Raw genomic sequence first — 24,612 nt, 5'->3', positions numbered from 1 at the left:
ACTCATGCGAATCGGACAATACCGAACGACGGACGAAGCGTCACCTCGGGTCGGCGTATCGACGGACGACGGCGCAGTCGTCGATCTCGCGGAGGCCGGTGAGGCCGCCGGAATCGACATCCCCGAGCGAACGAGCGACCTCCTCGCCGACTGGCAGTGGCGCCGGAAGGTCGATCTCGCGGTCGAGTACGCGGAAGAGACCGGCGTCGGAACCCGCGACCCGGCCGACCTCGACCGCGCCGCGCCCGTCGACGACCCGCAGAAGGTCGTCTGCGTCGGGCTGAACTACCGCGACCACGCCGAGGAGGGTGACAACCCGATCCCCGACGAGCCCGTCCTCTTCTCGAAGTTTCCCACCTCCGTCGTCGGCCCGGACGACCCGGTCCGGTGGGATCCGGAGTACACCGAGAAGGTCGACTACGAGGCGGAACTCGTCGCCGTGATCGGCGAACGCGCCCGCCGGGTCGATCCCGAGGACGCCATGGACCACGTCGCTGGCTTCACCGTCGGCAACGACGTCTCCGCGCGCGACCTCCAGCACGGCGACGGGCAGTGGGTCCGCGGAAAGAGCCTCGATACCTTCGCGCCGATCGGTCCCGACCTCGTCACGACCGACGAGATCGACGACCCGCACGACCTCGAGATATTCGCCGAGATCAACGGCGAGCGGCTTCAGGAGTCGTCGACGGCGAATCTGATCTTCGGCGTCGACGAATTGATCTCGTTCTGTAGCCGGGCGTTCACGCTCGAGCCCGGCGACCTCATGTTCACCGGCACGCCGCCCGGCGTCGGCGTCTACCGCGAGCCGCCGGTGCTGCTCGGTGACGGCGATAGCGTCACGATCGGCGTCGAGGGGGTCGGCGAACTGACGAACTCGTTCGAGACCGAATAGTAGTCGATACCCTACTCCGTTTCATTCCCCGATTGCGCAGCGATCCGGTGTCGCTCCTGCGGGGATCACCTCCAAAGCCCCCGCCTCACGGCTGCCCTTTCGAGTCCCACCCCGCACCGCACGCCCGCCCCGAACCCCCACACCGCACCTCCACACCGCACCTCACGCCTCCCCAGCCTCGTCGCTCGCCGGGGGCGAGCGACTCCCTCGCGGGCCGGTCGCGGGCCAACCGCCCGCGACCGGGCGCGCCGACCGCACTACCGACCCCTTCCGCAGATCGCCTACTCGCCCAGTCCGAACACGTCCCGCGGGTTCTCGTACACGACGGTGCGGATGTCGTCGACGTCGATCCCGTAGCGGTACAGCTCGAAGATCGCCCGTTTCACCGCGTACGGGTCGGTCCGGAGCACGTTCGCGCAGTCGGTGTCGATGGTGATCCGCTCGGGACCGTACTCGTCGATGGCGTTCGCGACGTCGGCGGCGTCGACCCCGATCAGCCACGAGTGGCCGATGGTGTAACTCAGGTGGCAGTCCGTCTCCTCCATGAGGTACTCGGTGTTGTTCGCGTCCGCGTGCGAGGCGACGATCCGATCCTCGTCCAGACCCGCGTCCGCCGCCGCCTCGAAGTCGCGTTTCACCGCCTCCAGCGCCGGGTTCTCGCCGTCGAGGACCGGCTCCGCGCCGAGCCCCGCGTTCTTCTCGTAGCCGGGAGTCACGCCGAGGTCGTCGCGGTACTCGCGCTTCGACTCGCTCGACGTGTTCGGCGTGTGGAGGAGGACTGGGAGGTCGTGGTCGGCGGCGAGTTCCATCTGCGCCTGAACGACCGCCTGCTGTTCGTCGGCGTCCCAGCGCTCGACGTGCTGGCTCGGCGTCACTCCCGTCTCGCCGACGGCGACGACCTCCTCGAGCGCGCAGTAGTCGTCCATCGCCGCGAGCAGCTCGTCGGGGTCCTCGATCCGGACGCCGGTGTGGACGCCGAGCCCCAGTTTCGCCTCGAAGAAGTGGTTGCGCTCGATGGCCCGTCTCCGGTTGATCGCGTCGTCCCACAGGAAGCGAACGTCGCTCGCCTCCACGGGCTTGTACGGGGTCCAGTGGTACCCCGACGACACCATCATCATCGACCGACAGCCGGAGAGCGCGTACCGTTCCCGGTCCGACCACGAGAGCGTGTGCGCGTGGTTGTGCGGGTCGATCCACGGCAGGTTCAGCAGCTCGGACGGGAGTTCGGAAGTCGCTCCGTCGGCGTCCGGCGCCGATCTATCGTCGAGGTACGCGGCGTCGGTCGGTCGTTTCGTCGGATGGGGCGCGGGCGGATCGGATCGGGACGGATCGGACGCGGGCATGAGTTCCCCGTTGTGACCCCGGCCACTTAGCGTTTTACGGCTTGGTAAAACTTTAGTATGCGTCGGACTCTCGTACCAACGTATGACACTTTTGATCGGGACAGATCAGGGCCTGTACCGAGCCCCCGACGTGCCGTTCGACCGCGACGAGCTCGAATTCGTTCTCGACTGCGGCGTGGTCACCGCCGTGAAGTCGTGGGACCACACCGAGGGCACCTTCGTCGCCTCCTCGACGGGCGCGTACCGCTCGGTCGACGGCGGCGAGACGTGGACGGACCTTGAGGTCCCCCTCGGCGACCGCTTCTGGCACGCCGGGCAGAGCGAGGTGTGGGCGATCCTCGCGACCGCGGACGGCGCGCTCTACGCCGGCACCAACGACCCCTACCTCTTCCGCTCGGTCGACGGCGGCGAGACGTGGACCGAACAGAAAGGGTTCCGCGAGCTCCCCTCCCGCGGCCACTGGGAGTCACCGATCGACCCGCACTACGCGCGTCTTCGCGCGCTCGAGACGGTGCCCGGCCGGCCCGATCACCTCATCGCGGGCGTCGAGGCCGGCGGGATCCACGTCAGTCGCGACGGCGGCCGCACCTGGTCCGACCACCGGGATGCCATCGTCGACGACGTCCACCAGGTCCTCCCGATCTCCGAGGACGTCTGGCTGGCGACGACCGGCTACCTCGACCACGACCTCGAAAACCTCGGGCTCGGCCACGCGGTCGGCGAGGGGGGCCTCTGGCGGACGACCGACGCCGGCGAGTCGTGGACCCGCCTCGACGTCGGCAACGACTTCTCGTACGTTCGGCGGGTGTTCGTCCACGACGGTCGGGTGATCTTTTGCGGCGGCGAGGAGGCACCCCCCGCCTGGGTGAACGACGACCACGGGGTCGCGCTGTTCGAGTCGACGAACTTCGGCCGCGACTTCGATCGCGTCCCGTTCCCCGGCGAGCCCCACGAGGTGATAGAGACGTGGGCGGTCCACGACGGCGACGTGGTCTGCGGCTCCGGCCTCTTCGACGTGCCCGACCAGCGCGACGACGTCGAGGGGCGGATCATGCGCCGCGCCGACGGCGGTGGCGACGGCGAGACGGGCGACGATGGGGCGAGAGACGGCGAGACCCCGACCTACGAGACGGTCGGCCGCGTCGACGCGAACGTCAGCCGGATCGAGGTGGTGTGAATGGGCGACGAGACGGACGCCGGATCCGCCGACGTCGACGAGGACGGATCCGGCCGCGACGCCCCCTCGCTCCTCGGACGGTCGCTGTACGGCGGCGTCCTCGCGTACATGGCCGTCGACGGGTTCCGGAACAACGACAAGCGCGTCGCGGTCGCCGAGGAGAAGGGCGTCCCGATGCCGGACGTGTTCGTCCCGTTCGTCACGGGGATGCTGTTCGTCGCCAACCTCGGGATCCTCCTCTGGCGGCTGCCGCGGGCGGCCGCGGGCGCGCTGGTCGTCTTCTTTTTGGGGACGACGCCCGCGATCCACGACTTCTGGAACATGGAGGGGAAAGAGCGGCACGGCAACAAGATCAACTTCCTGAAGAACCTGGCGCTGCTCGGCGCGGCCCTCGTCTTCCTCGACGTCGCGAGCGACCGCGACGAGGAGTGAACGACCACGCCTATTCGCGTTTTTCGCGGCCACGTTCTCTTCCGTTCTCGCGGCCGCGTTTTCTCTCCACTCACGGCCGCGTTTTCTTCCCTTCTCGCGGCCGCCGTTCTCCCTCCCGTATCCGAGTTTCGCGGTCGTCCGGTCGCGACGCGCCCGATCGGGCACGTCTGACGCAGTTCTTAAGTGAGAGGGGTGTGGAGGATACCGTAATTCCCCGGACGGGCGTCGGGCGCTCGGGCTGGCGGCATCGGATCGCACACCGCTTCGGGAGAGAACACAGGACCAAGGGTCAGAATGGGATTGTTAACGAGCCTCAGAGACAGCATATCACGGGTCACGGACGGACTGTTCGCGGCCGACGAGCCGAAGCGAATCGGGATCTACGGGCCGCCGAACGCCGGGAAGACGACCCTCGCCAACCGTATCGCGCGCGACTGGACCGGCGACGCCGTCGGACCGGAGAGCCACATTCCACACGAAACCAGGCGGGCTCGTCGCAAGGAGAACGTCGAGATCGAACGGAACGGCCGGAAGGTCACGATCGACATCGTCGACACGCCGGGCGTGACGACGAAGGTCGACTACAAGGAGTTCCTCGACCACGACATGGAGAAGGAGGACGCCGTCCGCCGGTCCCGCGAGGCGACCGAGGGCGTCGCGGAGGCGATGCACTGGCTCCGCGAGGACGTCGACGGCGTCATCTACGTGCTCGATTCCACGACGGACCCGTTCACCCAGGTGAACACGATGCTCATCGGGATCATCGAGTCACAGGACCTCCCGGCGCTCATCTTGGCGAACAAGACGGACCTCCCCGGCTCGGACGTTCAGCAGATCGCCAACGCGTTCCCCCAACACGAGACGATACCCCTGTCGGCGTTAGAGGGCGAGAACATGGACGAAGTGTACACGAAGATCGCGGAGTACTTCGGATAATGCCGGGTGCTACCCCAGACGTCGACGGGGGTGACGACCCCGACGACGACGGCGTCCGAATCGACATGATAAGCGGGGCCCGGATGGAGGGGCTCACGAGCATGGAGAAGATCCGGCTCATCCTCGACGGGGTCCGCGAGGGCAACATCGTCATCTTAGAGGAGGGGCTCTCGCCCGACGAGGAGTCGAAGCTCATCGAGGTGACGATGACCGAGATCAGTCCGGACGACTTTACCGGCATCGAGATCGAGACGTATCCCAAACCGGACTCGGGCAGCCAGAGCTTCCTCGACAAGCTGATGGGACGCGAGTCCACACAGAAGCTCACCGTCATCGGCCCGGCCAACCGGATCGAGACCCTCCACAAGGACGAGAACCTGATCAGCACGCTCGTCTCCAGGAAATAATGCCTCACCAGTGTATCGAGTGCGGCCGGACGTTTCCCGACGGCTCCAAGGAGATGCTGTCGGGGTGTCCCGACTGCGGGGGTAACAAGTTCCAGTTCAAACCCGGCGGCGTGACGGAGTCGCCCGATCCCGAGGCGACGCCCGCCTCCGAGACTGCGACCGGCTCCGAACCCGCCCCCGATTTCGACTCGAGTTCGGACGTCGACTCCGAGCGATCGTCCCCCGATCCCGCGAGTCCGGTCGACACATCCGATTCGCTCGATTCGCCCGACGGAACTGACGCGCCGGGTCCCGTCGATCGGCGGCCCGAGCGGGCGGTGTCGTCCGGCACGGCGGATCCGGACACGACGGACCCCGTCGAGGGGGACGCCGAACGCATCGACGACGAGGAGGCAGAGGACACCGCCCAGGCGAGCGCCCGCTCCGACGTCGTCACCCCCGACGAACTCGACCGCGCGACCCGGGAGGCGGGGGATCCGGCGATCGAGGCCCCGGCGAACGGGTCGGAATCGGCGGAACCGCCGGGGTCACAGCCGGGCGTCGACGAACTCCGCGACGAGCTGAACGAGCAGTTCGAGAGCATCAAGATCGTCAGCCCGGGCCAGTACGAGCTCAACCTGATGGAGCTGTACGACCGCCAGGAGTACATCATCTCGCTACAGGAGGACGGTCGGTACGTCATCGAGATGCCCGACGCCTGGGGCGTCACGGACGAGTAGGGGTCGGATCGTCGCGAACGGGCGACTCCGTCGGATCCTATATTTCGACGACATATTGTGTGAAACGGCCGTTAGATCTTGATGGCTTATATGGCGGGTGTTTCGTGAGTGATCGAGGAGAATAGAAGAGGATCGTTGCTGGCGCGGTGAACGTCTCCAAAGCCCCAGTCGCGAGGCGGGCGCACGCTCGCTGCGCTCCTCACTCGATCGTTCGCTTCGCTCACTCTCTCGTTGCGGTGCTTACGTCGCCTGCGCCCGCCTCGCGACTGCCCCTTTGAGTCCCACCCGACCGCCCCGCAACCGCGCCTCACGCCTCCCCAGCCTCGTCGCCGGACTACGTCCGGCTGCCAGAGGCGCGGTGCGCCTCGCTGCGGCTCGCGGTTTCACCGCTCGCCGCGTCCCTCGCGGGCGGTTCGCGGGCCTTCAGCCCGCTCACCGGCGCGCCGCCGCATTCGGTCGTTGCTTCGCCTGTTCCGAGCGTATCGTATCTGTTCCCATCGCCGGACGGCTTGGGGCGACCCTTGTCGAAGTGGACACAGTTATCCGGTCCCCTCCGTTACGGGGTCGCATGTTTGGTGACAGCCATACCGTCTCGAGCTCCCGACCGGGGGACGTCGCGGGCTCTTCGGCCGCTCTGCGAGTTCGACGACGACCGGAAGACGAGATCGATGAGACCGACGGACTCGGGGGTCTCGCATGCGCGTAGTCGCGAAGTTCGGCGGCACGAGCCTCGGGAGCGGCGACCGGATCGACCGCGCGGCCGACTCGGTCGCCAACGCGGTCGAGGCCGGCCACGAGATCGCCGTCGTCGCGAGCGCGATGGGATCGACCACCGACGACCTCCTCGACGACATCACCTTCGAGACGGACGACGCGGACCGCGCCGAGATCGTCTCGATGGGCGAGCGAACCAGCGTCCGAATGCTGAAGGCCGCCCTCTCGGTCCGCGACATCGACGCGGTCTTCCTCGAGCCCGGCCACCCCGATTGGCCGGTGATCACGAACGAGCTCGGCGAGGTCGACGTCGAGGAGACGCGCCGGCGAGCCGAGGCGCTCGCCGCCCGACTCGACGGCGTCGTTCCGATCATCACCGGATTCCTCGCCGAGGACCACGACGGCAACGTCACCACGCTCGGTCGCGGCGGCTCGGACACGACGGCTGTCATGCTCGGCAACTACATGGACGCCGACGAGGTCGTCATCGTCACCGACGTCGAGGGCGTGATGACCGGCGACCCGCGGGTCGTCGAGGGCGCGAGAAACGTCGGCCGGATCACCGTCGACGAGCTTCGGAACCTCTCGTTCCGCGGGGCCGAGGTCGTCGCCCCGTCCGCGCTCTCGTACAAGAGCGAGAAGCTCGCGGTCCGCGTCGTCCACTACCAACACGGTGACCTCCTCAGAGGCGGAACGCGGATCGAGGGGCAGTTCGAGAACCTCATCGACATGCGCGAGACGCCGCTCGCGTGTCTCACCGTCGCCGGCAGGGCGATCCGCAATCGGCCGGGGATCCTCTCGAACCTCTCCGACGGTCTCCAACGCGAGGAGATCAACATCGACGCGGTCGCCTCCGGGATGGACTCCGTCACCTTCTACGTCGACGTCGACGTCGCCGAGCGCGCTGAGGCGGTGTTACACGAGACGGTCGTCGAGGACGAGACGCTCTCGTCGGTGACCGTCGACGACCCGATCGCGGTCATCCGCGTCACCGGCGGCGAGCTCCCGAACCAGTCCGGCGTCATCCAGGACATCATCGGCCCGCTGGCCGAAGAGGGGATCAACATCATCGACCTCATCACGAGCGCGACCTCCGTCGCGGTGTTCGTCGACTGGGACGACCGCGAGGCGGCCCTGGAGATCGTCCAGTCCGGTTTCGACTGAGCCACTCGATCCCGTTTCGAGCGAACTACCCGGTCCGTCCCGAGCGAACTACCCGTCCAGGTGCTCGACGACCGCGTCGACGTCGTTGGGGACGGGCTCCGGGTCGCCGCCGGCCTCGTAGGCGGCGTCGGGGTCCTTCAGCAGGTGGCCGGTCGTGAGACACACCACGTTCTCGTCGTCGTCGACGACGCCCTCGCGCCGGAGCTTCTTCAGGCCGGCGAGACTCGCCGCGGAGGCGGGCTCGACGCCGACGCCTTCGCCCGCGAGCTGGCGCTGCGCCTCGGTTATCTCGTCGTCGCTCACGGCGACGGCGGTGCCGCCCGTGTTCCGGATCCCGGGAATGGCCTTCGGCGCGTTGACCGGGTTGCCGATGCGGATCGCGGTCGCACGCGTCTCGACCTCCTCCCACCGCCGGATCTCGTCGTTGCCCGCCTCGATCGCCTCGACCATCGGGGCGGCCCCCTCGGCCTGAACGCCGGTCAGCTTGGGCACGTCGTCGACGGCGAGCGCGCCCGACTGGACGAGTTCGCGGAACCCCTTGTACAGTGCCGAGGTGTTACCGGCGTTGCCGACGGGGAGGACGATCCGGTCGGGGTACGTCCCGTGGTCGGCATGGAACTCCTCTAAGATCTCGAAGCCGATCGTCTTCTGTCCCTCCAGACGGAACGGGTTCAGCGAGTTGAGGAGGTACGCCTCGCCGCGGGCGGCGAGCGCCTGGACGATGTCGAGGCAGGCGTCGAAGTTGCCGTCGACCTCGAGGATGCGCGCGCCGTGGAGACTCGCCTGGGCGACCTTCCCGGCGGCGACCTTCCCCTGCGGGAGGAGCACGAGCGTCGGCATGTCGGCGCGGCCGCCATAGGCCGCGAGCGCGGCGGAGGTGTTGCCGGTCGAGGCGCAGGCGAGCGCGCCCACGCCGAGTTCCTCCGCGACGCGGACGCCGACGGTCATTCCTCGATCTTTGAACGAGCCGGTCGGGTTCATTCCCTCGTGTTTGATCCGGAGCGCGTCGACGCCGACCGACTCCTCGATCCGGGGGACGCGGTGGAGCGGGGTGTCGCCCTCCGGAAGCGTCACGCCGAGGTCGAAGGGGAGGCCCTCGCGGTAGCGCCACACGCCCCGCTCGGGGCCGTCGGTCGACGCGCCGGCGCCGAAGTCGTCGAACGTCGGCGGGTCGGCGTAGCGGACCTCGAGCAGGCCGTCGCAGTCGTCACAGGTGTAGCGGACCTCCTCGAACGGGGCGAACGTCTCTCCGCAGGCGATACAGGCGAGCCAGGTCCCGTCGTCCGCACGGTCGGGCGCGTCGGGGGTCGCGGCGTCGATGGCGAGGCTCATTGACTCACCGTCCGTCCCGCCGTGCCTTAAGCCGGCCGGTGGGAACCGACGTTGCCTCGGGTCGCCCGAACGACGATCCCGAACTCAGTCGACGATGATCTCCGAGTCGGAGCCGTCCTCCCGCCCGGTCCCGCCGCCCATCTCCGCCTGGTAGCGCTGGATCCAGTCGGCGAAACACTCGGGACAGAGCCGCTGGGTGTCGATGTTCGCCCGGTCGACGCTGAGTCGAACCGTCCGGGCGAGCGCGTCCGTCGTCGGCTCCCCGCAGGCGTCGCAGGGTTCGGTCGTCGGCGCGTCGCTCATACGGGTCGCTCGCGGCGCGAGCCCTTAAAAACTCGTCACGGGCGACGAGACGTCGACGCCGAGCCCGTCACGTCGTCCGGAACGCGCGGTCGCCGGCGTCCCCGAGTCCGGGGACGATGAAGCCGTCGTCGTCGAGGCGGTCGTCGATCGCGACCGTCAGCAGGTCGGCCTCGGGGAACGCCTCGCCGACGCGGACCAGTCCGTCGGGCGCGGAGACCGCGGAGAGCACGAACAAGTCCTCGAAGTCGTCGGCCTCCGCGAGGATGTGCTCGAGGACGGCACACATCGTCGACCCGGTCGCGAGCATCGGGTCGGCGACGATCACGGTGTCGTCGGGACCGATCTCCGGGAGCTTCACGTAGTCGATCGTGATGGGAAACTCCCCGTCCTCGTTCATGCCGGCGGTCTCGTCGCGGCCGGCGGAGATGATCCCCTGTTTCGCCCGCGGGAACGCCTTCAACAGCCCCTCGACGAACGGGGTCGCCGCCCGGAGTACGTTGATTATCACCACGTCGTCCATCCCCTTCACGCGCTCGCCGGTCGTCTCCGCCAGGGGGGTCTCGACGGGCACGTACTCGGTTCCCATCGCCCCGTCGATGACCTCGTAGCCGCAGATCCGACCCAGCTTCACCAGCCCCTTCCGGAAGGCGACCTGCTCGGTCTCGACGTCGCGGAGTCGCGAGAGGGTGTCCTTCGCCAGCGCGTGGGTGATGAGGTACGCGTTATCGCGGTCTTCGATGGTCATTACCGGAGCGTGGTCGCGTTCGGATTAAAAACTATCACTGTAACACGACGACGTACGTCAGCGCGAACAGCCCGAGCGAGACGCCCGCGACGGTACCCAGTCCGTACTCCAGCACTTCGAGGAGATCGAGACCCCAGACGATCGTCCACCCCAGCCACAGCGACAGGACGGCGTTCATCGCGAGCAGCACCCGCGGATCGCCTCGCGACTCCTCGACGCCGTCCGAGAGTCCCTTCTGCTCCTCGCTCATACGTGGAAACGAGAACGACCGGCACTTAGGTCTTCCACCTTTTTCTCGTCGGGTGCCCTCGCTCACTGCGTTCGCTTCGGGAACCGCTCCTCGAAAAACCTGGAGGGAAAAAGCCGCCGGCTCGGCGTTCGCCTCGCCGGCGGTGAATCGCTCGCTACAGAGTGACTATTTAGAAACGAACGGCCCTGTCGAACTATTCACCACTCTTTTCGATCAGATTTTTGATTCGAGCGGGGATCTTCGCCTTACAATTCGGACAGCTGTAGCTGAGAGAATCGGCAAGAACGTGGATGAGCCAATCGTCGTTAATGCGGCTTTCGTAGCCGCACTGAGGGCAATAGAGCATCGACCTGTCGGAGGGCAGTTGCTTAGTAGCGGAAGTGGAGGACGCCATTTCCCCTCCTTCGGTCTGGCCAGGAATAACCGTTCGCATTACGACCCAAATGCGGAACGCGAGTCACCCGTGCCAATCGATCCCCAGTTCGGTCGATAAGCACTCGAAATATAACGGCCGAATCATCGTCTCGATAACGAAAACAACCCGCATGGGATGATCTCCGACCTCCCCCGATACCGTCCGATCCCAGATCTAGACGCCGCGGCCCTGGAGCCGCTCCTCCTCGGGCAGCGACTCGTTCGACTGTCCCTTCATCCCCTTGCCGATCCCGCTCGCGATGTCGGCGAGCTCGTCGGGGTCGTCCCAGTTGTTGACCGCCTCGACGATGGCGTTGCCCATCTCGACGGGGTCCTCCGCGCCGAAGATGCCGGAGCCGACGAAGATGCCGTCACAGCCGTGGTACATCATCAACGCGGCGTCCGCGGGCGTCGCGATCCCGCCGGCCGCGAAGTTGACGACCGGAAGTCGGCCGAGGTCGGCGGTCTCGTGGACCAGATCGCGAGGCGCGCCGTGTTCGCGCGCCCACTTCTCGCGCTCCTCGTGGTTGAGTCCGGAGAGCGTCCGGATCTGGTTTTTGATGGTCCGCTGGTGTTTGACCGCCTGATTGACGTCGCCGGTGCCGGCCTCGCCCTTCGTGCGGATCATGGCCGCGCCCTCGCGGATCCGGCGGAGCGCTTCGGGGAGGTTCCGCGCGCCGCAGACGAACGGCGAGGTGAAATCTCGCTTGTCGGTGTGGTACTCGTCGTCGGCGGGCGTGAGCACCTCGGACTCGTCGATCATGTCGACGCCGAGCGACTCCAGTATCTCCGCCTCCTTGCGGTGGCCGATCCGCGATTTCCCCATCACCGGGATGGAGACCTCGTCGATGATCTCCGTCACGTTCGCGGGGTCGGGCATCCGGGCGACGCCGCCGCGCTTCCGGATGTCCGCCGGGACCGCCTCGAGCGCCATCACCGCGACCGCGCCGGCGTCCTCCGCGATTCGGGCCTGTTCGCGGGTGACGACGTCCATGATGACGCCGCCCTTCTGCATCCGCGCGAAGCCGCGCTTGACGAGTTCGGTCCCTCGCTTCAGCTCCTCCAGATCAGTCGCCTCGGACATGACCAACGGTATGACAGCGCACCACTTAACGGGTCGCTTTCGACGGACTGGTACCCGTCGCCGCGCCGTTTTCGGTCTCCGTTTCCGCCTCCGTTCCCGCCTCCATTCTCTCCTTTCGTGCCTCTCGCTCCGGTATTCGACCGATCCGGCCACCGCAAACACGAAGGCCGTCGCCCGCGAGGACTCCGGTATGCCGACCGGTGCCATCATCGCGGGCGGGCGGTCGACGCGCTTCGGCGACGCCGACAAGTCGGTCGCCGAGCTCGCGGGAACGCCGATGATCCGCCGGGTCGCGGACCGGCTCGCGGGCGCGGACGACCCGGTGCCGCCGGGCGCGGCGCGGGCCAGCGGCGGCGATCCGGTCGTCGACGACCTCGTGGTGAACTGTCGCCCGGACCAGCGCGCGGCCATCTCCGAGGCCTTGGACGGATACTCGCTCCCGATCCGGTGGGCGCTCGACGACGAGCCGGACCGCGGGCCGCTCGCCGGGATCCGAAACGCGTGCCGGGCCGCCTCGGGCGAATACGCCTTCGTCGTCGCCTGCGACGTCCCGTTCGTCGATCCCACCTTCGCCGAGACGCTCTTCTCGGACGTGGTCGACGCCGGGGCCGACGCGGCGATCCCGCGGCTCGAGGACCGGTGGTTCCAGACGACGCAGGCGGTCTACCGGGCCGACGCGACGGCGGCCGCCTGCGACCGCGCGCTCGCCCGCGGCGACGGGAAGATCCTCGCTGCGGTCGACGAACTGTCGGTCGTCCGCGTCGACGACGCGACCGTCCGCGAGCGGACGACGGAACACACCTTCACGAACGTCAACACGCGCGAGGAGTTCGAGGCGGCTGAGGCGCGCCTCGCCGAGTACGTCTGAGTGAGAGAGTCAGAATCAGTCAGTCAGGACCTCGTAGGCGCGGTTCAGCTCCTTGAACGCCTCCTCGTCGCCGTCCTCGCCGTCGGGATGGAGCCGCTTGGCTCGCTCGCGGTACGTCGACCGAACGGTCTCGGCGTCGGCAGTCGGATCGAGATCCAGCGTCGCGTACGCTTCACGCTCAGACATCCCGTGCGTCGAGGCCGCTCGGTCGCGGGGGTCGCGGGAGCCACCACCGAACCTGCCGCGCGACGCGCCGGCCCGGGCGCGCCCGCCGCGCCCGCCGGCCGCCGATCGGCCGGACCCCGCCGCGTCGCTCCCGGCGCCGCGATACGCGTCCCGTCGGTTCTCCGCGGCGCGGGCGCGCTGTCTCGCGCGCTCCCGATCCGTCGGTCCGATCCGGTCGGCCTCGCGGCGCACCCGCTCTCGGAGCCGACCGCTGGCGTGAAACCACATGAGGTACGCCGCGGCTCCGAACGGGACGGCGACGGCCAACAGCAGGGGGTTGACGACGACGCCGGCGACGACGAGAAGCGCCGTCAGCCCGACGAACGTCGCCGCCATCCCGACGAGGATCGTTCGGTTCGCCACGTCGGATCGTTGGGGGTTCCAGAACCCTAAGCGTCTCGGGGTGCCCGGTGGGTGTCGAGCCGGATCGCTCCTCGCGCTCGCGGAGCGTCCGGTGAGCGTGTCGTTTATACTCGCGGGCGACCCGCTTGCGGGTATGTCAACCGCGGATCGGGAGACGGTCACGGGAGTTCCGCCCGGGATCGCGGCGGCCCGCGAGGACCTCACGCCGATGCTCTCACAGTACGCGGAGCTGTGTGCCGCCCACGAGGACGCGCTCGTTTTGTTTCAGGTCGGCGATTTCTACGAGGCGTTCTGCGAGGCCGCCGAGGCCGTCGCGCGCGTGTGCGAGGTGACGCTCACCGAGCGCTCCGACTCGACCGGCGACTACCCGATGGCGGGGATCCCCATCGACAACGCCGCCTCCTACCTCGAGTCGCTGCTCGACGCCGGCTACCGCGTCGCGGTCGGCGACCAGGTCGAGGACGCCGAGGCGGCCTCCGGGCTCGTCGACCGCGCAGTGACGGAGGTGATCACGCCGGGAACCGTCGTCGAGGACGACCTGCTCGAGTCGGGGACGACCAACTACGTCGCCGCGGTGACGCGCGAGGCGGGTGACCCCTCCGACGCCGATCCGGACTCGGCTCCGACCCTCGGGCTCGCCGCCGTCGACGTCGCCACCGGGGAGTGTCTCGTCACCGCCGGCGAGCCGGAAACGGTCGCCGAGGAGCTCGACCGGATCGCCCCCGCGGAGGTGATCGTCGGGCCGGGGGTGGCCGGCGACCGCGCGACGCGCGACGACGCCGAACGTGGCTCGGCGGAGTCCGAACCCGCCTCCATCGAGTTCGACCCCGCCGCCGGCGACCCGAACCGGACGGTCCACGGTCACGACCCCGGCGCCTTCGAGCGCGCGGCCGCGGTCGATCGGCTGGAGCCGTACCTCTCCGCGCCCCAGCGCCGATTCGACGCCGACGCGGGGCTTCGGGCCGCGGGCGCGGTGCTGGCGTACGCGGAGTACACGCAGGGCGACGACGGCCCGCTTGAGTACGTCTCACGGGTCCGGCGGTACGACCCGCGCGACCGACTTCGGCTGGACGCGGCCGCCCAGCGCAGCCTCGAACTGTTCGAGAATCGCGGGCTCGGCGCGAGCGACACGCTGTTCGACGCCCTCGACTCGACGAACTGTGCGCTCGGGAGGCGGTGTCTCGAGCGGTGGCTCCGCCGGCCGCTCGTCGACGCCGGGGCGATCTCCTCGCGTCACGACGCGGTCGGCGAGCTCGCGGACCGGACCCTCGTTCGCGAGGGGATCGCGGACGCGCTCGCGACCGCCTACGACCTCGAGCGACTCGTCGGTCGCGTCTCGCGCGGCCGCGCCGACGCCCGTGACCTCCGGTCGCTCCACGCCACGCTCGCAGTCGTCCCCGAATTGAAGGCGACGCTCGCCGAGGGGAGCGAGGTAGGCGAGGGAGGAGAGGGAGGCGAAGGGGGCGAGGGTGGCGAGAGATCTGAGGAGGGGCGCTCCGGAAACCTCCCCCGAACCGACCACCTCCGAGACCTCCGCGACCGGCTCGACGAACTGGAGGAGGTCCGCGAGCTGATCGACGCGGCGGTCGCGTCCGATCCGCCCCAGGAGATCACGGAGGGCGACGTGATCCGCGAGGGGTTCGACGACGACCTCGACGCCCTCCGCGCGACCGAGCGCGAGGGTCGCGAGTGGGTCGCGGACCTGGAGGCCAGGGAACGCGAGCGCACCGGGATCGACTCGCTGTCGGTCGGGCACAACCAGGTCCACGGCTACTACATCGAGGTGACCGACGCCAACCTCGACCGGGTGCCCGACGACTACCGCCGCCGGCAGACGCTGAAGAACAGCGAGCGCTACTACACGCCGGCGCTGAAGGAGCGCGAGGAGGAGATCGTCGGGGCCGCAGAACGCGCGGACGCCCTGGAGTACGAGCTGTTCGTCGAGGTCCGCGAGCGGGTCGCCGAGGAGACCGAGCGGGTCCAGGCGCTCGCGGACGCGCTCGCCGAGCTCGACGCGCTGGCGTCGCTGGCGGCGGTCGCGATCGAGCACGACTATGTCCGGCCCGAGATGGTCGAGGACCCCGACGCGGGAATCGAGATCGAGGGCGGTCGCCACCCGGTCGTCGAGCGGACCGAGGACGCGTTCGTCCCCAACGACGCGGACCTCCCGCGCGGCTCGATCGCGGTGATCACGGGGCCGAACATGAGCGGGAAGTCGACGTACATGCGGGCGGTCGCGCTCGCGGTCGTGCTCGCACAGACCGGCTCGTTCGTCCCCGCGCAGGCCGCCCGGCTTCCGGTCTTCTCCCGGCTTTTCACCCGCGTCGGGGCCTCCGACGACATCGCCGGCGGCCAGTCGACGTTCATGCGCGAGATGAGCGAGCTGACGGAGATCCTCCACGACGCCAGCCCCGACTCGCTCGTCCTCCTCGACGAGGTCGGCCGCGGCACGGCCACCACCGACGGCCGGGCGATCGCCCGCGCGGCTGCGGAGTTCGTCCACGACGAGCTCGGCGCGACCGCGCTCTTCGCCACCCATTACCACGACCTCACCGACCTCGCCGAAGAGCGAGAGCGCGCGTTCAACCTCCACTTCACCGCCACCCGCGAGGACGGCGAGGTGACGTTCCTCCACCGGGTCGTCCCCGGCGCGTCCTCCTCGTCGTACGGCGTCGAGGTGGCCGAGCTCGCCGGCGTGCCCGCGGCCGTCGTCGAGCGCTCGCGCGAACTCGTCGCCGAGACCGAGGCGGGGGCCGGCGCGACTCCCGGTCCGGAGCGGACGGACGACGGGATCGGTCCCGAGCGCGGACCCGACGCCGACGCGGAGGACGTCTCGCTCCGTGAGTTCCTCGCCGAGGAGGAGGCCGAAGAACTCCCGGCGATCGAGCCGGCCGACGACGCCGAGGAGTCGGACGGCGCCGACGTGTCCGCCGACTGTGACCCGGATTCGGTCGCCGATCCGGCAGCCGACGCGTCCGGCGACCTCCCGCCGTCGGTCGCCGCGGAGTTGCGCGATCTGGACCTCGCTCGCACGACCCCGATCGAGGCGCTGAACGCGCTTCACGACCTCCAAACCCGGCTCGAGAGCGATGACGACTGAGCGGAAACGGACGGATGAGGGAAGCGACTCCGACGGCGACACGGGAGACGTCGAGGGCGCCGACCGCGTCCGCCGGCTCGACCCCGCCACCGTCGACCGGATCGCCGCCGGCGAGGTGATCACCCGTCCCGCGCGGGTCGTCGCCGAGCTGGTCGACAACGCGCTCGACGCCGGCGCGTCGCGGGTCGACGTCGGCGTCGACGGCGACGGCACTGACCGGATCCGGGTCGCCGACGACGGCCGCGGGATGGACCGCGCCGACGCCCGCCTCGCGGTCGAGCGCCACGCGACGAGCAAGCTCGCGCCCGACGCGGACCCGGTCGGCGTCGCCTCGCTCGGGTTCCGCGGGGAGGCGCTCGCGGCCGTCGCCGACGCCGCGCGCCTCGAGGTGACGACCAACGACGGTGGCGCGGACGACGCGGGCGACGTCGCCGGTGCGGTCGGGACGCGGGTCGTCGTCGGCCCGCGGAGCGACGCGGACGCGGACGACGAGCCCGAGGTGGGAGACGCCGGGCGCGCTCGCGGGACGACCGTCGTCGTCCGTGACCTCTTCTCGACGCGCCCCGCCAGGCGGGAGTCGCTCGCCGGCTCGCGCGCCGAGTTCGCGCGGATCTCGACGCTCGTCGCCGACTACGCGCTCGCCAACCCGGAAGTCGCGTTCACGCTCGAACACGACGGGTCGACGACGCTGTCGACGCCCGGAACCGGGGTCACCGACGCGCTGTTCGGCGTCTACGACCGCGAGACGGCGAGTCAATCGACCGAGGTGTCGGCGAGCGTCGGGATCGAGAAGGGAGGGATCACCGTCGAGGTCTCCGGCGCGCTCGCGTACCCCTCGGTCACCCGCGCCGCGAGGGATCACCTTCGAGTCTCCGTGAACGGCCGGCCCGTGCGCGACGACCGGCTCGCGGGGGCGGTGCGGGCGGGGTACGGTCGCCTGCTTCCGGAGGGCCGCGAGCCGGTGGCCGCCGTCGACGTCGCGGTCCCGCCCGCCCGCGTCGACCCGAACGTCCACCCGGCGAAACGCGAGGTCGGGTTCCGGGACGCCGACGCGGTCGCCGAGGCGGTCGAGTCCGTCGTCGCCGACGCACTCACCGGCGCGGACCTCCGGCGGAAGGCGACCGTCGACACCGACCTCGAGACGGCGCTCGAGCCGGTCGGCGAGGGGGACGGCTCCCGGTCGGCGGCGTTCGCGGACGCGGAGCCGATCGGGACGTTCCGCGACCTCTACGCGCTCGTCGAGTCGGGCGACGAACTGCTCGTGATCGACGCCCACGCCGCCCACGAGCGCGTGAACTACGAGCGACTCGCCCGCGCGTTCGCGGACGAGCCCATCCCGACCGCCGCCGTCGACCCGCCGGCGACGCTGTCGCTGTCGGCCGGCGAGGCCGCCGCCGCGGAGGCGCACGCCGAGACGCTCGACGCGCTCGGGTTCGAGACCGAGCCCTTCGGCGGCGGGACGGTCCGGGTGCGGGCGGTCCCCGCTCCGTTCGGGCGGACCGCCGACCCGGGCTCCCTGCGCGACGCCCTCGCGACGCTCTCGGAGGGGGAGTCGCCGCGTGACGCTCGCGAGCGGCTTCTGGCCGACTTGGCGTGTCACCCGTCGCTGAAGCGCGGCGACGCGATCGACCGGGAGGCGATCCGCGCGCTGCTCCAGCGGCTCGACGAGTGCGAGCGGCCGTTCGCGTGCCCGCACGGCCGCCCGACGGTGCTCTCGGTCGACGAGGCGACGTTCGCCGCCGGGTTCGATCGGGACCGATAGCCCTCGGCGGTGTTCGGCCGCTCCCCGCTCCGGAACCGTTTTGACTCGTTCCCCCCTCCGTCGGTTCGTGCCGCTGGAGTCGAACGCGCGGATCGTGGGCGAACTCGCCAGCCGTGGCTACAACGCCGAACGCGAGGCCGTGACCCTCCTGGCCGGTGCCGACGACGCCGCCGCGGCGCTCGAGGCCGCCGTCGAGGCCGCCCCCGACGACGCGCTCCGGATCACGACCGACCACGTCCGTGCCGCCCTCGACGATCGCGGACCCGTCTCGAACGACGGCTCGGACGGTGCTCCGTCCGGACAACCCTCCGCTACGCCCGTCAACGACGACGGATCTCCAGTTGAAACGAAGGGGTCAGGGGTCGCGAACGAGACGGGGCCGACCGCGGGCGTCGGCGCCGACGACCGAGCCGGCGGCCGCGATGACCCCGGAAGCGACGAGGACCACCGCGGCGCCGCCCACGACCGCGACCCGTCTCGCCGCGAGCTCGCGGTCGGCAACGACATGACGGGCCACAGCACGGGAACCGGCGAGTACGCCGACTTCGTCCGGACGTTCCGCGACCGTTACGAGCGACTCTCCGGGCTCTTACGCGGCCGCGTCAACCACCGACCCGCGGAGGCGATAGCCGACATGCCGGGCGGCAGCGACGCCGCGATGATCGGTCTGGTCAACGACGTGCGCTCCACCAAGTCCGGCCACTGGCTGATCGAACTCGAGGACACGACCGGAACGTTCCCCGCCCTCGTGATGAAGGACAAGGGACTCGCCGACGTCGTCGACGAGATCCTCATGGACGAGTGTCTCGCGGTCGAGGGGACGCTCGCGGACGACTCGGGGATCCTCTTCGCGGACTCGCTCCACTTCCCCGACGTCCCGCGTACCCGCGTCACCGGCGGGGCCGACCGCCACGTCCAGGCCGCGCTGATCTCCGATATCCACGTCGGCAGCGAGGAGTTCGTCGCCGACGCCTGGAGCCGGTTCACCGACTGGCTCCACACGCCGGAGGCCGCGCCCGTCGAGTACCTGCTCATCGCCGGCGACATGGTCGAGGGCGTCGGCGTCTACCCCGACCAGGACGAGGAGCTGGACGTCGTCGACATCTACGAGCAGTACGAGCTGTTCGCGGAGTACCTCAAGGAGGTCCCCGCCGACACCGAGATCGTGATGATCCCCGGCAACCACGACGCCGTCCGGCTCGCGGAGCCGCAGCCCGGGTTCAACGACGAGATCCGCGAGATCATGGACGTCCACGACGCGCGGATCGTCTCGAACCCCGCGACGGTCTCCGTCGAGGGCGTCGAGGTGTTGATGTACCACGGCGTCTCGCTCGACGAGGTCATCGCCGAGCTACCGGAGGAGAAGGCCAGCTACGACGAGCCACATAAGGCGATGTACCAACTCCTCAAGAAGCGCCACGTCGCCCCGCAGTTCGGCGGACACACCCGCGTGGCCCCCGAGGAGCGCGACTACCTCGTGATCGAGGACGTGCCGGACGTGTTCCACACCGGCCACGTCCACAAGCTCGGCTGGGGGAAGTACCACGACGTGCTCGCGGTCAACTCCGGCTGCTGGCAGTCACAGACCGACTTCCAGAAGTCCGTCAACATCGACCCCGACGCGGGTTACGCGCCGATCCTCGACCTCGACACGCTGGAGATGACGGTCCGGAAGTTCACCTGAGGATCCGCGTCGCCCGCGCGGTCGCGGTCCGCATCGGCGTCCACACGTTTATCCCCGAAACCGAAGCCAGAGCCGGCGTGACCTGATCGTCGCCCGCGGCGCACTGGACGGGAGCGCGACGCCCCGCCGCGGGACCACGTGACGCCCCGCGTCGCCTGTCCGCCATCTCTCCCCGAGCGACGTTTCGCCGACTCGGTTCGGCCGACGCTCGCCGGTCGATCTCGGCCGGTCTCACCGGTCGATCTCGACCCGCCCGCTCGTCGCGTCGTTGAGCCGCTCCACCAGCTCGTCGACGTCGCCCACCGGCATCCGAAGGTCGAACCGGACCCGCTCGTCGTAGTCGGCGTCGAACTCGACGCCCGTCGACTCGATCACGCCGCGAACCGTCCCGGAGTCGTCGTAGTCGGTCCGCACGACCAGCCGGCGGTGCGGTCGCTCCTCGACGACGCCCGCCTCGTCGACCGCGTCCTTGACGGCCCGCGAGTACGCGCGGGCGAGCCCGCCCACCCCGAGGTTCGTCCCGCCGTAGTACCGCGTGACCACGCTGGCGACGTTCCGGAGGTCCCGCTTCTCGAGGACGTTCAACGCCGGCTTCCCCGCCGAGCCGCTCGGCTCGCCGTCGTCGTCGCCGTACTCGCGGAGCATGACCTCCGATCCGGGCGTCCGTTCGGAGGCCTCGCCCGCGGGCACCCGGTAGGCCGGGACGTTGTGCGTCGCGTCCGCGTACTCGGCCCTGACGGCCTCGATGAACGCCTCGGCCTCCTCGACGGTGTCGGCCGGCGCGACATGGCCGAGGAACTCGGAGCCGCGGACCTCGAAGGTCGCCGTCGCGCGCCCCGCGACCGTGCGGTAGGTGTCGCTCACTACCCGTCGATCCGGGGCTCGGCTAATAAGTCGTGTCGGTCAGCCGTCCTCCGATCCGCCGTTCTCCGGCTCGCCACCGTCCGGCTCGCTCCCCTCGAACTCGTCACCCGCTCGACGAGCCACAACGACGCTCGTCGGCGGCGCGAGCCGGTAGAGCGCCAGGAACGCGGCCACGCCGACGACCTCGGCCGTCTTCCCGACGATCGCCAGCGGATCGGCCGAGAACGCCGCGGCCGTCCCCCCGCCGTGCCAGGCCACGTAGCCGACGAGGTAGGCGGCGAGCGTCCCCGCGCCGAGCGCGTACAGCCGTCGGTACTCGTCGGCTCGCAGCGTCGCGGCCGCGACGACGGCGGTGAAGGCGGCCGCGAGCACGAAGACGTACGGGCGGGGATCGGCCGGATCCGACGGACCGGTCAGTCGCGGCCACGCCCACAGCAGGTGGGTCGCCGCGCTCACCGTCGCCGCTTGGACCGCCACGAGCCGGAACGCGCGCTTCCGGCCGCTGCTCTTCGAACGCCCGGATCCGTCCGTCCGGATTCCGTCTCCTGCCATCCGATCACTCCCAGGGATGCCGCCCGGGAGCGTCGGGCCACAGCGGGTACCAGTAGGACTCGTCGTCCTCGAGTCCGAGCTCCCCGTCGAGGACCGACTGGAGCTTGAACTCGGCGCGCTGATTCCGGTCGCTCGTCCCGTCGGGCGCGAACGGGTAGTACGCCCCGCGGCGGAACGAGTAGATCCAGTAGGCGCGACCGTCGCCGTTCTCGAAGCCGAAGACGGCCGCGAGGAGCCGCGAGCCGAACCCCTCCTCGATGAACTGATCCGCGGCGAAGTGGACGCTCGTCACGAGGTCCTCGGGGTCGTCGTCCTCGAGGACGAACCAGTGGTAGCCGTGGTCGTCCTCGTGGCGGTGAAAGCCCGTCCCGGTCTCGATCTCGCCGGCCGCGAGGATCTCCTCGACCATCGAGACGGCGTCGTCGAATCGGGTGCTGTCGACCCCGGAGAAACAGAGCGCGGCCTCGCCGACGTGGTCGTAGCCGAGATCCGCCTCCATCGTCACGTACGCCGTCGACATCCCGAAGAGGTCCTCGGGGTCGGCCTCGCGGGTCGCGTCCGTCTCGGCGCTCGTCCCGAACACGGCGCGGATCGTATCGAAGATGCCCATCGGTTGGACCCACCTAGGCGACGGGGGGATTAGGGCGTTTCTCCCCGGTTGAGGAACGCCAGGACGCCACGGGCGTTCAGGCTCGCCTCGGCGCGGGCGCGCTCGGGATTCCAGAACTCGACGTCGGTGCTCGTCTCCTCGAAGTGTTCGACGACCGCCCCGTCGTCGTCCAGCTCCTCGCGTTTCGCGCGGACCGCCTCCACCCACTCGACGTACGCCCGCTTCGCCTCCTCGAGCAGGTCGGGATCGTACTCGCGCGGACCGAAGTGGCCGAAACAGAGGTACTCGGGCTCCAGGTCGGCTATCATCGCGATGTCGCGGAGGCACTGATCGAGGTCGAACTGCGGCGGCGGGGTCGTCTGGCGGACCGAATCGATCTCGGGGACGTAGATGCCCGCGGCGTCCGCGGTGAAGACGACGCCGGCGTCCGGGTCGTGATACACCGCGTGGTGGGGCGCGTGTCCGGGCGCGCCGTGGACGACGAGCTCGCGGTCGCCCAAGTCGATCCGGTCGTCATCGGCGAGCCCCGTGATCCGCTCTTCGGGGACGGGTTCGGGTTCGTCGTAGTACGTCCACTGCTCGCGGACCGCCGACTTCGTCCCGGCGACGAGTCTGTCCGGATCGACGAGGTGTCGGACGCCCCGCTCCGGGACCGTCACCTCGGCGTTCGGGTACCGCGCGGCCAGGTGGCCCGCGCCGCCGGCGTGATCGAGGTGGGCGTGCGTCGGAGCGATCCACGCCAGCTCGTCGACGCCGATGCCGATCTCATCGATCGTCTCGAACAGCGCTTCCCGGTTCGCCCCCGTGCCGGTGTCGATCACCGCGGGACGCTCGGCGTCGTACACGTACACCGACCCGTATTCGTCGGTGTCGAACATTCCCGTGTCGTGGACGTACAAGTCCGGTACGCCGCTAACCGGCTCGAACTCGCCAGCGTTCATACGGGTCCGCCGACGGCCAGGCTCTTTTACTGATCGGTCGACCGCCGATCCTGCTCCACTGGGCGGTCCTCGACCCGTGCGGGGGCTTATGGTCGCGCCGACCCTCCACCGAGTATGCGCGTGCTCGTTACCGGCGCGACCGGGTTCGTCGGGCGTCGGCTCGTCCCGGCGCTGCTCGACCGCGGACACGAGGTAGTCACGATCGTCCGCGACGCAGACGGGTACGTCCCGCCGGCGGGCGTCCGGGTCGTCGAGGGCGACCTCCTGGATCCGGGGAGCCTCCCGCCCGCGTTTCGCGTCGACGGCGGATCCGTCGACGCCGCCTACTACCTCGTCCACTCGATGGACGGGGGCCCCGGATACGAGGAACGCGACCGGAACTGCGCGCGGAACTTCGCGGAGGCGGCCTCCGCGGCGGGCGTCTCCCGCGTCGTCTACCTCGGCGGGCTCGGCGAGGACCGCGACGGTCTCTCCGAACACCTCCGCTCCCGACGCGAGGTCGAGCGCGTCCTCGCGGAGGGGTCGTACGCGCTGACGACGCTGCGGGCCGCGATCGTGATCGGCGCGGGCAGCGCCAGCTTCGAGGTGATCCGCGGGCTCGCCGGCCGGCTCCCGCTCATGATCACCCCGAAGTGGGTCGACACGCTCTGTCAGCCGATCGCGATCGACGACGTGGTCGCGTATCTCGCCGGCGTCCTCGAGGTCCCCGAGACCGCCGGTGACACCTACGAGATCGGCGGGCCGGAGGTGTTGACGTACGCGGAGATCCTCCGACGGACTCGCCGGCAGTTCGGTCACGGCCTCCGTATCGTTCGCGTGCCCGTGTTGAGTCCGGGACTGTCCGCCCGGTGGCTCCGTCTCGTCACCGACGTGAACCCCTACCTCGCGCGCTCGCTCGTCGAGGGGCTCCGCAACACGGTGGTCGTCGAGGACGACCGGATCCGCGAGCTGGTTCCCGTCGAGGCGACCCCGTTCGACCTCGCCGTGGCTCGCGCGCTCGACGCCGAACGGGCGGCGGGATCGCCCGCGCGCGAGTCGGAGGAGACCTCGTGAGCCGGAGCTACGGCGAGACGTGGGTGTACGAGAGCCTCGTCGGGGGGATCCCCGGACTGTCGATATCGCGGCGCGCCGCTGTCGCCATCCAGTTCGTCCTCTTCGAGGCCGCCGTCCTCGCTCTCGGCTGGTACTACGGGCTGTGGAACGCGGTGCTCGCGGGGACGGTCGCGGTGCTCGTGGCCGCGGTCGGCAGCGTCGAGATGCACCGGCTCGGCGAGAGCAACCGACTGCTCTCGACGCCGCCGGAGCACAAGCGGCTGCTGTTCGGGTCGAGCATCGAGATTGTGTTGGGGGTGCTCGCGTTCATCGCGCTGGTGACGTACCTCTTCGTCTGGGACGGGCCGCTGCTCGGGCGGCTCTTCGGTCCGCGCCCGCCCGCGCCGGTGGTGTACGTCACCCTCCTCGTCCTCTGGGATCTCACCTACCGGATCGGCACCTCCTGGTGGAGCGCGGTCGTCGCGCTCTGGCGGGCGGTCCACGTCGACCTCTCGCCTGAGGACGCCGCGATCGCCCGGCGCCTCGACGCGGAGAACGTCGTCTTTTCGGCGGTACAGCTGGCGCTGACTCCGTTCCTCCTCGAGGAACCGATCCTGCTCGGTGCGGTCGTCGGCCACGTGCTCGCGGTCGCCGTCGTCTGTTCGGCCGCGATCCTCCTCACCAGCCGCTGATCGTCGA

At 69.8% G+C, this 24,612-nt stretch carries 24 protein-coding genes; 13 read left to right on the top strand and 11 right to left on the bottom strand.

Annotation, left to right across the window (positions count from 1 at the left end; translation table 11 throughout):
• The first annotated feature begins 4 nt into the window (after positions 1 to 4).
• The gene (locus FN829_RS00205; protein ID WP_142473278.1) at positions 5 to 892 is read left to right on the top strand and encodes a fumarylacetoacetate hydrolase family protein; all 888 of its coding nucleotides are present in this window, start codon (positions 5 to 7) and stop codon (positions 890 to 892) included.
• Between the two features lie 281 nt (positions 893 to 1,173).
• On the opposite strand, the gene FN829_RS00200 is transcribed toward FN829_RS00205, so the two are convergent.
• Complete coding sequence (locus tag FN829_RS00200; protein WP_142473277.1) at positions 1,174 to 2,235, bottom strand: TatD family hydrolase; 1,062 nt, start codon at positions 2,233 to 2,235, stop codon at positions 1,174 to 1,176.
• Positions 2,236 to 2,317: 82 nt separating this feature from the next.
• Here FN829_RS00200 and FN829_RS00195 point away from each other — a divergent pair, with 82 nt between their 5' ends.
• The 6 genes from FN829_RS00195 (at position 2,318) to FN829_RS00170 (ending at position 7,784) form a co-directional block, all read left to right on the top strand.
• Positions 2,318 to 3,412: a WD40/YVTN/BNR-like repeat-containing protein gene (locus tag FN829_RS00195; protein WP_142473276.1), complete on the top strand. Its 1,095-nt coding sequence runs from the start codon at positions 2,318 to 2,320 to the stop codon at positions 3,410 to 3,412.
• Positions 3,413 to 3,844, top strand: coding sequence for a DoxX family protein (locus tag FN829_RS00190; RefSeq protein ID WP_142473275.1), 432 nt, complete (start codon positions 3,413 to 3,415; stop codon positions 3,842 to 3,844).
• Between the two features lie 294 nt (positions 3,845 to 4,138).
• The gene (locus tag FN829_RS00185) at positions 4,139 to 4,780 is read left to right on the top strand and encodes an Era-like GTP-binding protein (RefSeq protein ID WP_142473274.1); all 642 of its coding nucleotides are present in this window, start codon (positions 4,139 to 4,141) and stop codon (positions 4,778 to 4,780) included.
• Entirely contained in the window at positions 4,780 to 5,187 is a 408-nt protein-coding gene (locus tag FN829_RS00180; protein ID WP_142473273.1) for a DUF2073 domain-containing protein, read from the top strand. The genes FN829_RS00185 and FN829_RS00180 overlap by 1 nt, the downstream gene beginning before the upstream one ends.
• Complete coding sequence (locus FN829_RS00175; RefSeq protein WP_142473272.1) at positions 5,187 to 5,906, top strand: Zn-ribbon domain-containing protein; 720 nt, start codon at positions 5,187 to 5,189, stop codon at positions 5,904 to 5,906. Before FN829_RS00180 ends, FN829_RS00175 begins: the two co-directional genes overlap by 1 nt.
• A 696-nt stretch (positions 5,907 to 6,602) precedes the next feature.
• Positions 6,603 to 7,784, top strand: coding sequence for an aspartate kinase (locus FN829_RS00170; protein ID WP_142473271.1), 1,182 nt, complete (start codon positions 6,603 to 6,605; stop codon positions 7,782 to 7,784).
• A gap of 48 nt (positions 7,785 to 7,832) precedes the next feature.
• On the opposite strand, the gene thrC is transcribed toward FN829_RS00170, so the two are convergent.
• The 5 genes from thrC to pdxS form a co-directional block, all read right to left on the bottom strand.
• On the bottom strand, positions 7,833 to 9,116 hold the full coding sequence (gene thrC, locus FN829_RS00165) for a threonine synthase (RefSeq protein WP_142473270.1): 1,284 nt from the start codon (positions 9,114 to 9,116) through the stop codon (positions 7,833 to 7,835).
• 84 nt (positions 9,117 to 9,200) lie between these two features.
• Positions 9,201 to 9,419 carry a DUF7569 family protein gene (locus tag FN829_RS00160; RefSeq protein ID WP_142473269.1) on the bottom strand — a complete coding sequence of 73 codons (219 nt, stop codon included), beginning with the start codon at positions 9,417 to 9,419 and terminating at the stop codon, positions 9,201 to 9,203.
• A 67-nt stretch (positions 9,420 to 9,486) separates the two neighbouring features.
• Positions 9,487 to 10,164, bottom strand: coding sequence for a uracil phosphoribosyltransferase (upp, locus tag FN829_RS00155; RefSeq protein WP_142473268.1), 678 nt, complete (start codon positions 10,162 to 10,164; stop codon positions 9,487 to 9,489).
• 34 nt (positions 10,165 to 10,198) lie between these two features.
• Positions 10,199 to 10,414 (bottom strand): hypothetical protein, encoded by a 216-nt coding sequence (locus FN829_RS00150; protein ID WP_142473267.1) that lies wholly within the window; start codon positions 10,412 to 10,414, stop codon positions 10,199 to 10,201.
• Positions 10,415 to 11,003: 589 nt separating this feature from the next.
• Positions 11,004 to 11,912: a pyridoxal 5'-phosphate synthase lyase subunit PdxS gene (pdxS, locus tag FN829_RS00140; protein WP_142473265.1), complete on the bottom strand. Its 909-nt coding sequence runs from the start codon at positions 11,910 to 11,912 to the stop codon at positions 11,004 to 11,006.
• Between the two features lie 190 nt (positions 11,913 to 12,102).
• Here pdxS and mobA point away from each other — a divergent pair, with 190 nt between their 5' ends.
• Entirely contained in the window at positions 12,103 to 12,780 is a 678-nt protein-coding gene (gene mobA / locus FN829_RS00135) for a molybdenum cofactor guanylyltransferase (protein ID WP_142473264.1), read from the top strand.
• A gap of 15 nt (positions 12,781 to 12,795) precedes the next feature.
• On the opposite strand, the gene FN829_RS00130 is transcribed toward mobA, so the two are convergent.
• Entirely contained in the window at positions 12,796 to 13,368 is a 573-nt protein-coding gene (locus FN829_RS00130) for a J domain-containing protein (protein ID WP_142473263.1), read from the bottom strand.
• Positions 13,369 to 13,501: 133 nt separating this feature from the next.
• Between FN829_RS00130 and mutS the strand changes: the two genes are divergently transcribed.
• The 3 genes from mutS (at position 13,502) to FN829_RS00115 (ending at position 19,914) form a co-directional block, all read left to right on the top strand.
• Positions 13,502 to 16,468 carry a DNA mismatch repair protein MutS gene (mutS, locus tag FN829_RS00125; RefSeq protein ID WP_142473262.1) on the top strand — a complete coding sequence of 989 codons (2,967 nt, stop codon included), beginning with the start codon at positions 13,502 to 13,504 and terminating at the stop codon, positions 16,466 to 16,468.
• Positions 16,458 to 18,230: a DNA mismatch repair endonuclease MutL gene (gene mutL / locus FN829_RS00120; RefSeq protein ID WP_142473261.1), complete on the top strand. Its 1,773-nt coding sequence runs from the start codon at positions 16,458 to 16,460 to the stop codon at positions 18,228 to 18,230. Before mutS ends, mutL begins: the two co-directional genes overlap by 11 nt.
• Before the next feature lie 67 nt (positions 18,231 to 18,297).
• Positions 18,298 to 19,914, top strand: coding sequence for a DNA-directed DNA polymerase II small subunit (locus FN829_RS00115; RefSeq protein WP_142473260.1), 1,617 nt, complete (start codon positions 18,298 to 18,300; stop codon positions 19,912 to 19,914).
• A 231-nt stretch (positions 19,915 to 20,145) separates the two neighbouring features.
• Here FN829_RS00115 and FN829_RS00110 read toward each other — a convergent pair whose 3' ends face one another.
• The 4 genes from FN829_RS00110 to FN829_RS00095 are packed head-to-tail and all read right to left on the bottom strand — an operon-like array spanning position 20,146 to position 22,881.
• Positions 20,146 to 20,778, bottom strand: a complete 633-nt coding sequence (locus FN829_RS00110) for an IMPACT family protein (RefSeq protein WP_142473259.1) — start codon at positions 20,776 to 20,778, stop codon at positions 20,146 to 20,148.
• 39 nt (positions 20,779 to 20,817) lie between these two features.
• Positions 20,818 to 21,330, bottom strand: a complete 513-nt coding sequence (locus tag FN829_RS00105; RefSeq protein ID WP_142473258.1) for a hypothetical protein — start codon at positions 21,328 to 21,330, stop codon at positions 20,818 to 20,820.
• A 4-nt stretch (positions 21,331 to 21,334) separates the two neighbouring features.
• The gene (pspAB, locus tag FN829_RS00100; RefSeq protein ID WP_142473257.1) at positions 21,335 to 21,940 is read right to left on the bottom strand and encodes a PspA-associated protein PspAB; all 606 of its coding nucleotides are present in this window, start codon (positions 21,938 to 21,940) and stop codon (positions 21,335 to 21,337) included.
• A gap of 29 nt (positions 21,941 to 21,969) precedes the next feature.
• The gene (locus FN829_RS00095) at positions 21,970 to 22,881 is read right to left on the bottom strand and encodes an MBL fold metallo-hydrolase (RefSeq protein WP_142473256.1); all 912 of its coding nucleotides are present in this window, start codon (positions 22,879 to 22,881) and stop codon (positions 21,970 to 21,972) included.
• 114 nt (positions 22,882 to 22,995) lie between these two features.
• Between FN829_RS00095 and FN829_RS00090 the strand changes: the two genes are divergently transcribed.
• Complete coding sequence (locus FN829_RS00090; RefSeq protein WP_142473255.1) at positions 22,996 to 23,934, top strand: NAD(P)H-binding protein; 939 nt, start codon at positions 22,996 to 22,998, stop codon at positions 23,932 to 23,934.
• On the top strand, positions 23,931 to 24,605 hold the full coding sequence (locus FN829_RS00085; RefSeq protein WP_142473254.1) for a DUF7530 family protein: 675 nt from the start codon (positions 23,931 to 23,933) through the stop codon (positions 24,603 to 24,605). The genes FN829_RS00090 and FN829_RS00085 overlap by 4 nt, the downstream gene beginning before the upstream one ends.
• Positions 24,606 to 24,612: the final 7 nt, after the last annotated feature.

It is taken from the genome of Halorubrum cibi, assembly GCF_900182635.1.
GTDB lineage: Archaea > Halobacteriota > Halobacteria > Halobacteriales > Haloferacaceae > Halorubrum > Halorubrum cibi.
The sequence above is the reverse complement of the archived record's forward strand: the minus strand, read 5'-3'. Positions and strand labels throughout refer to the sequence as shown.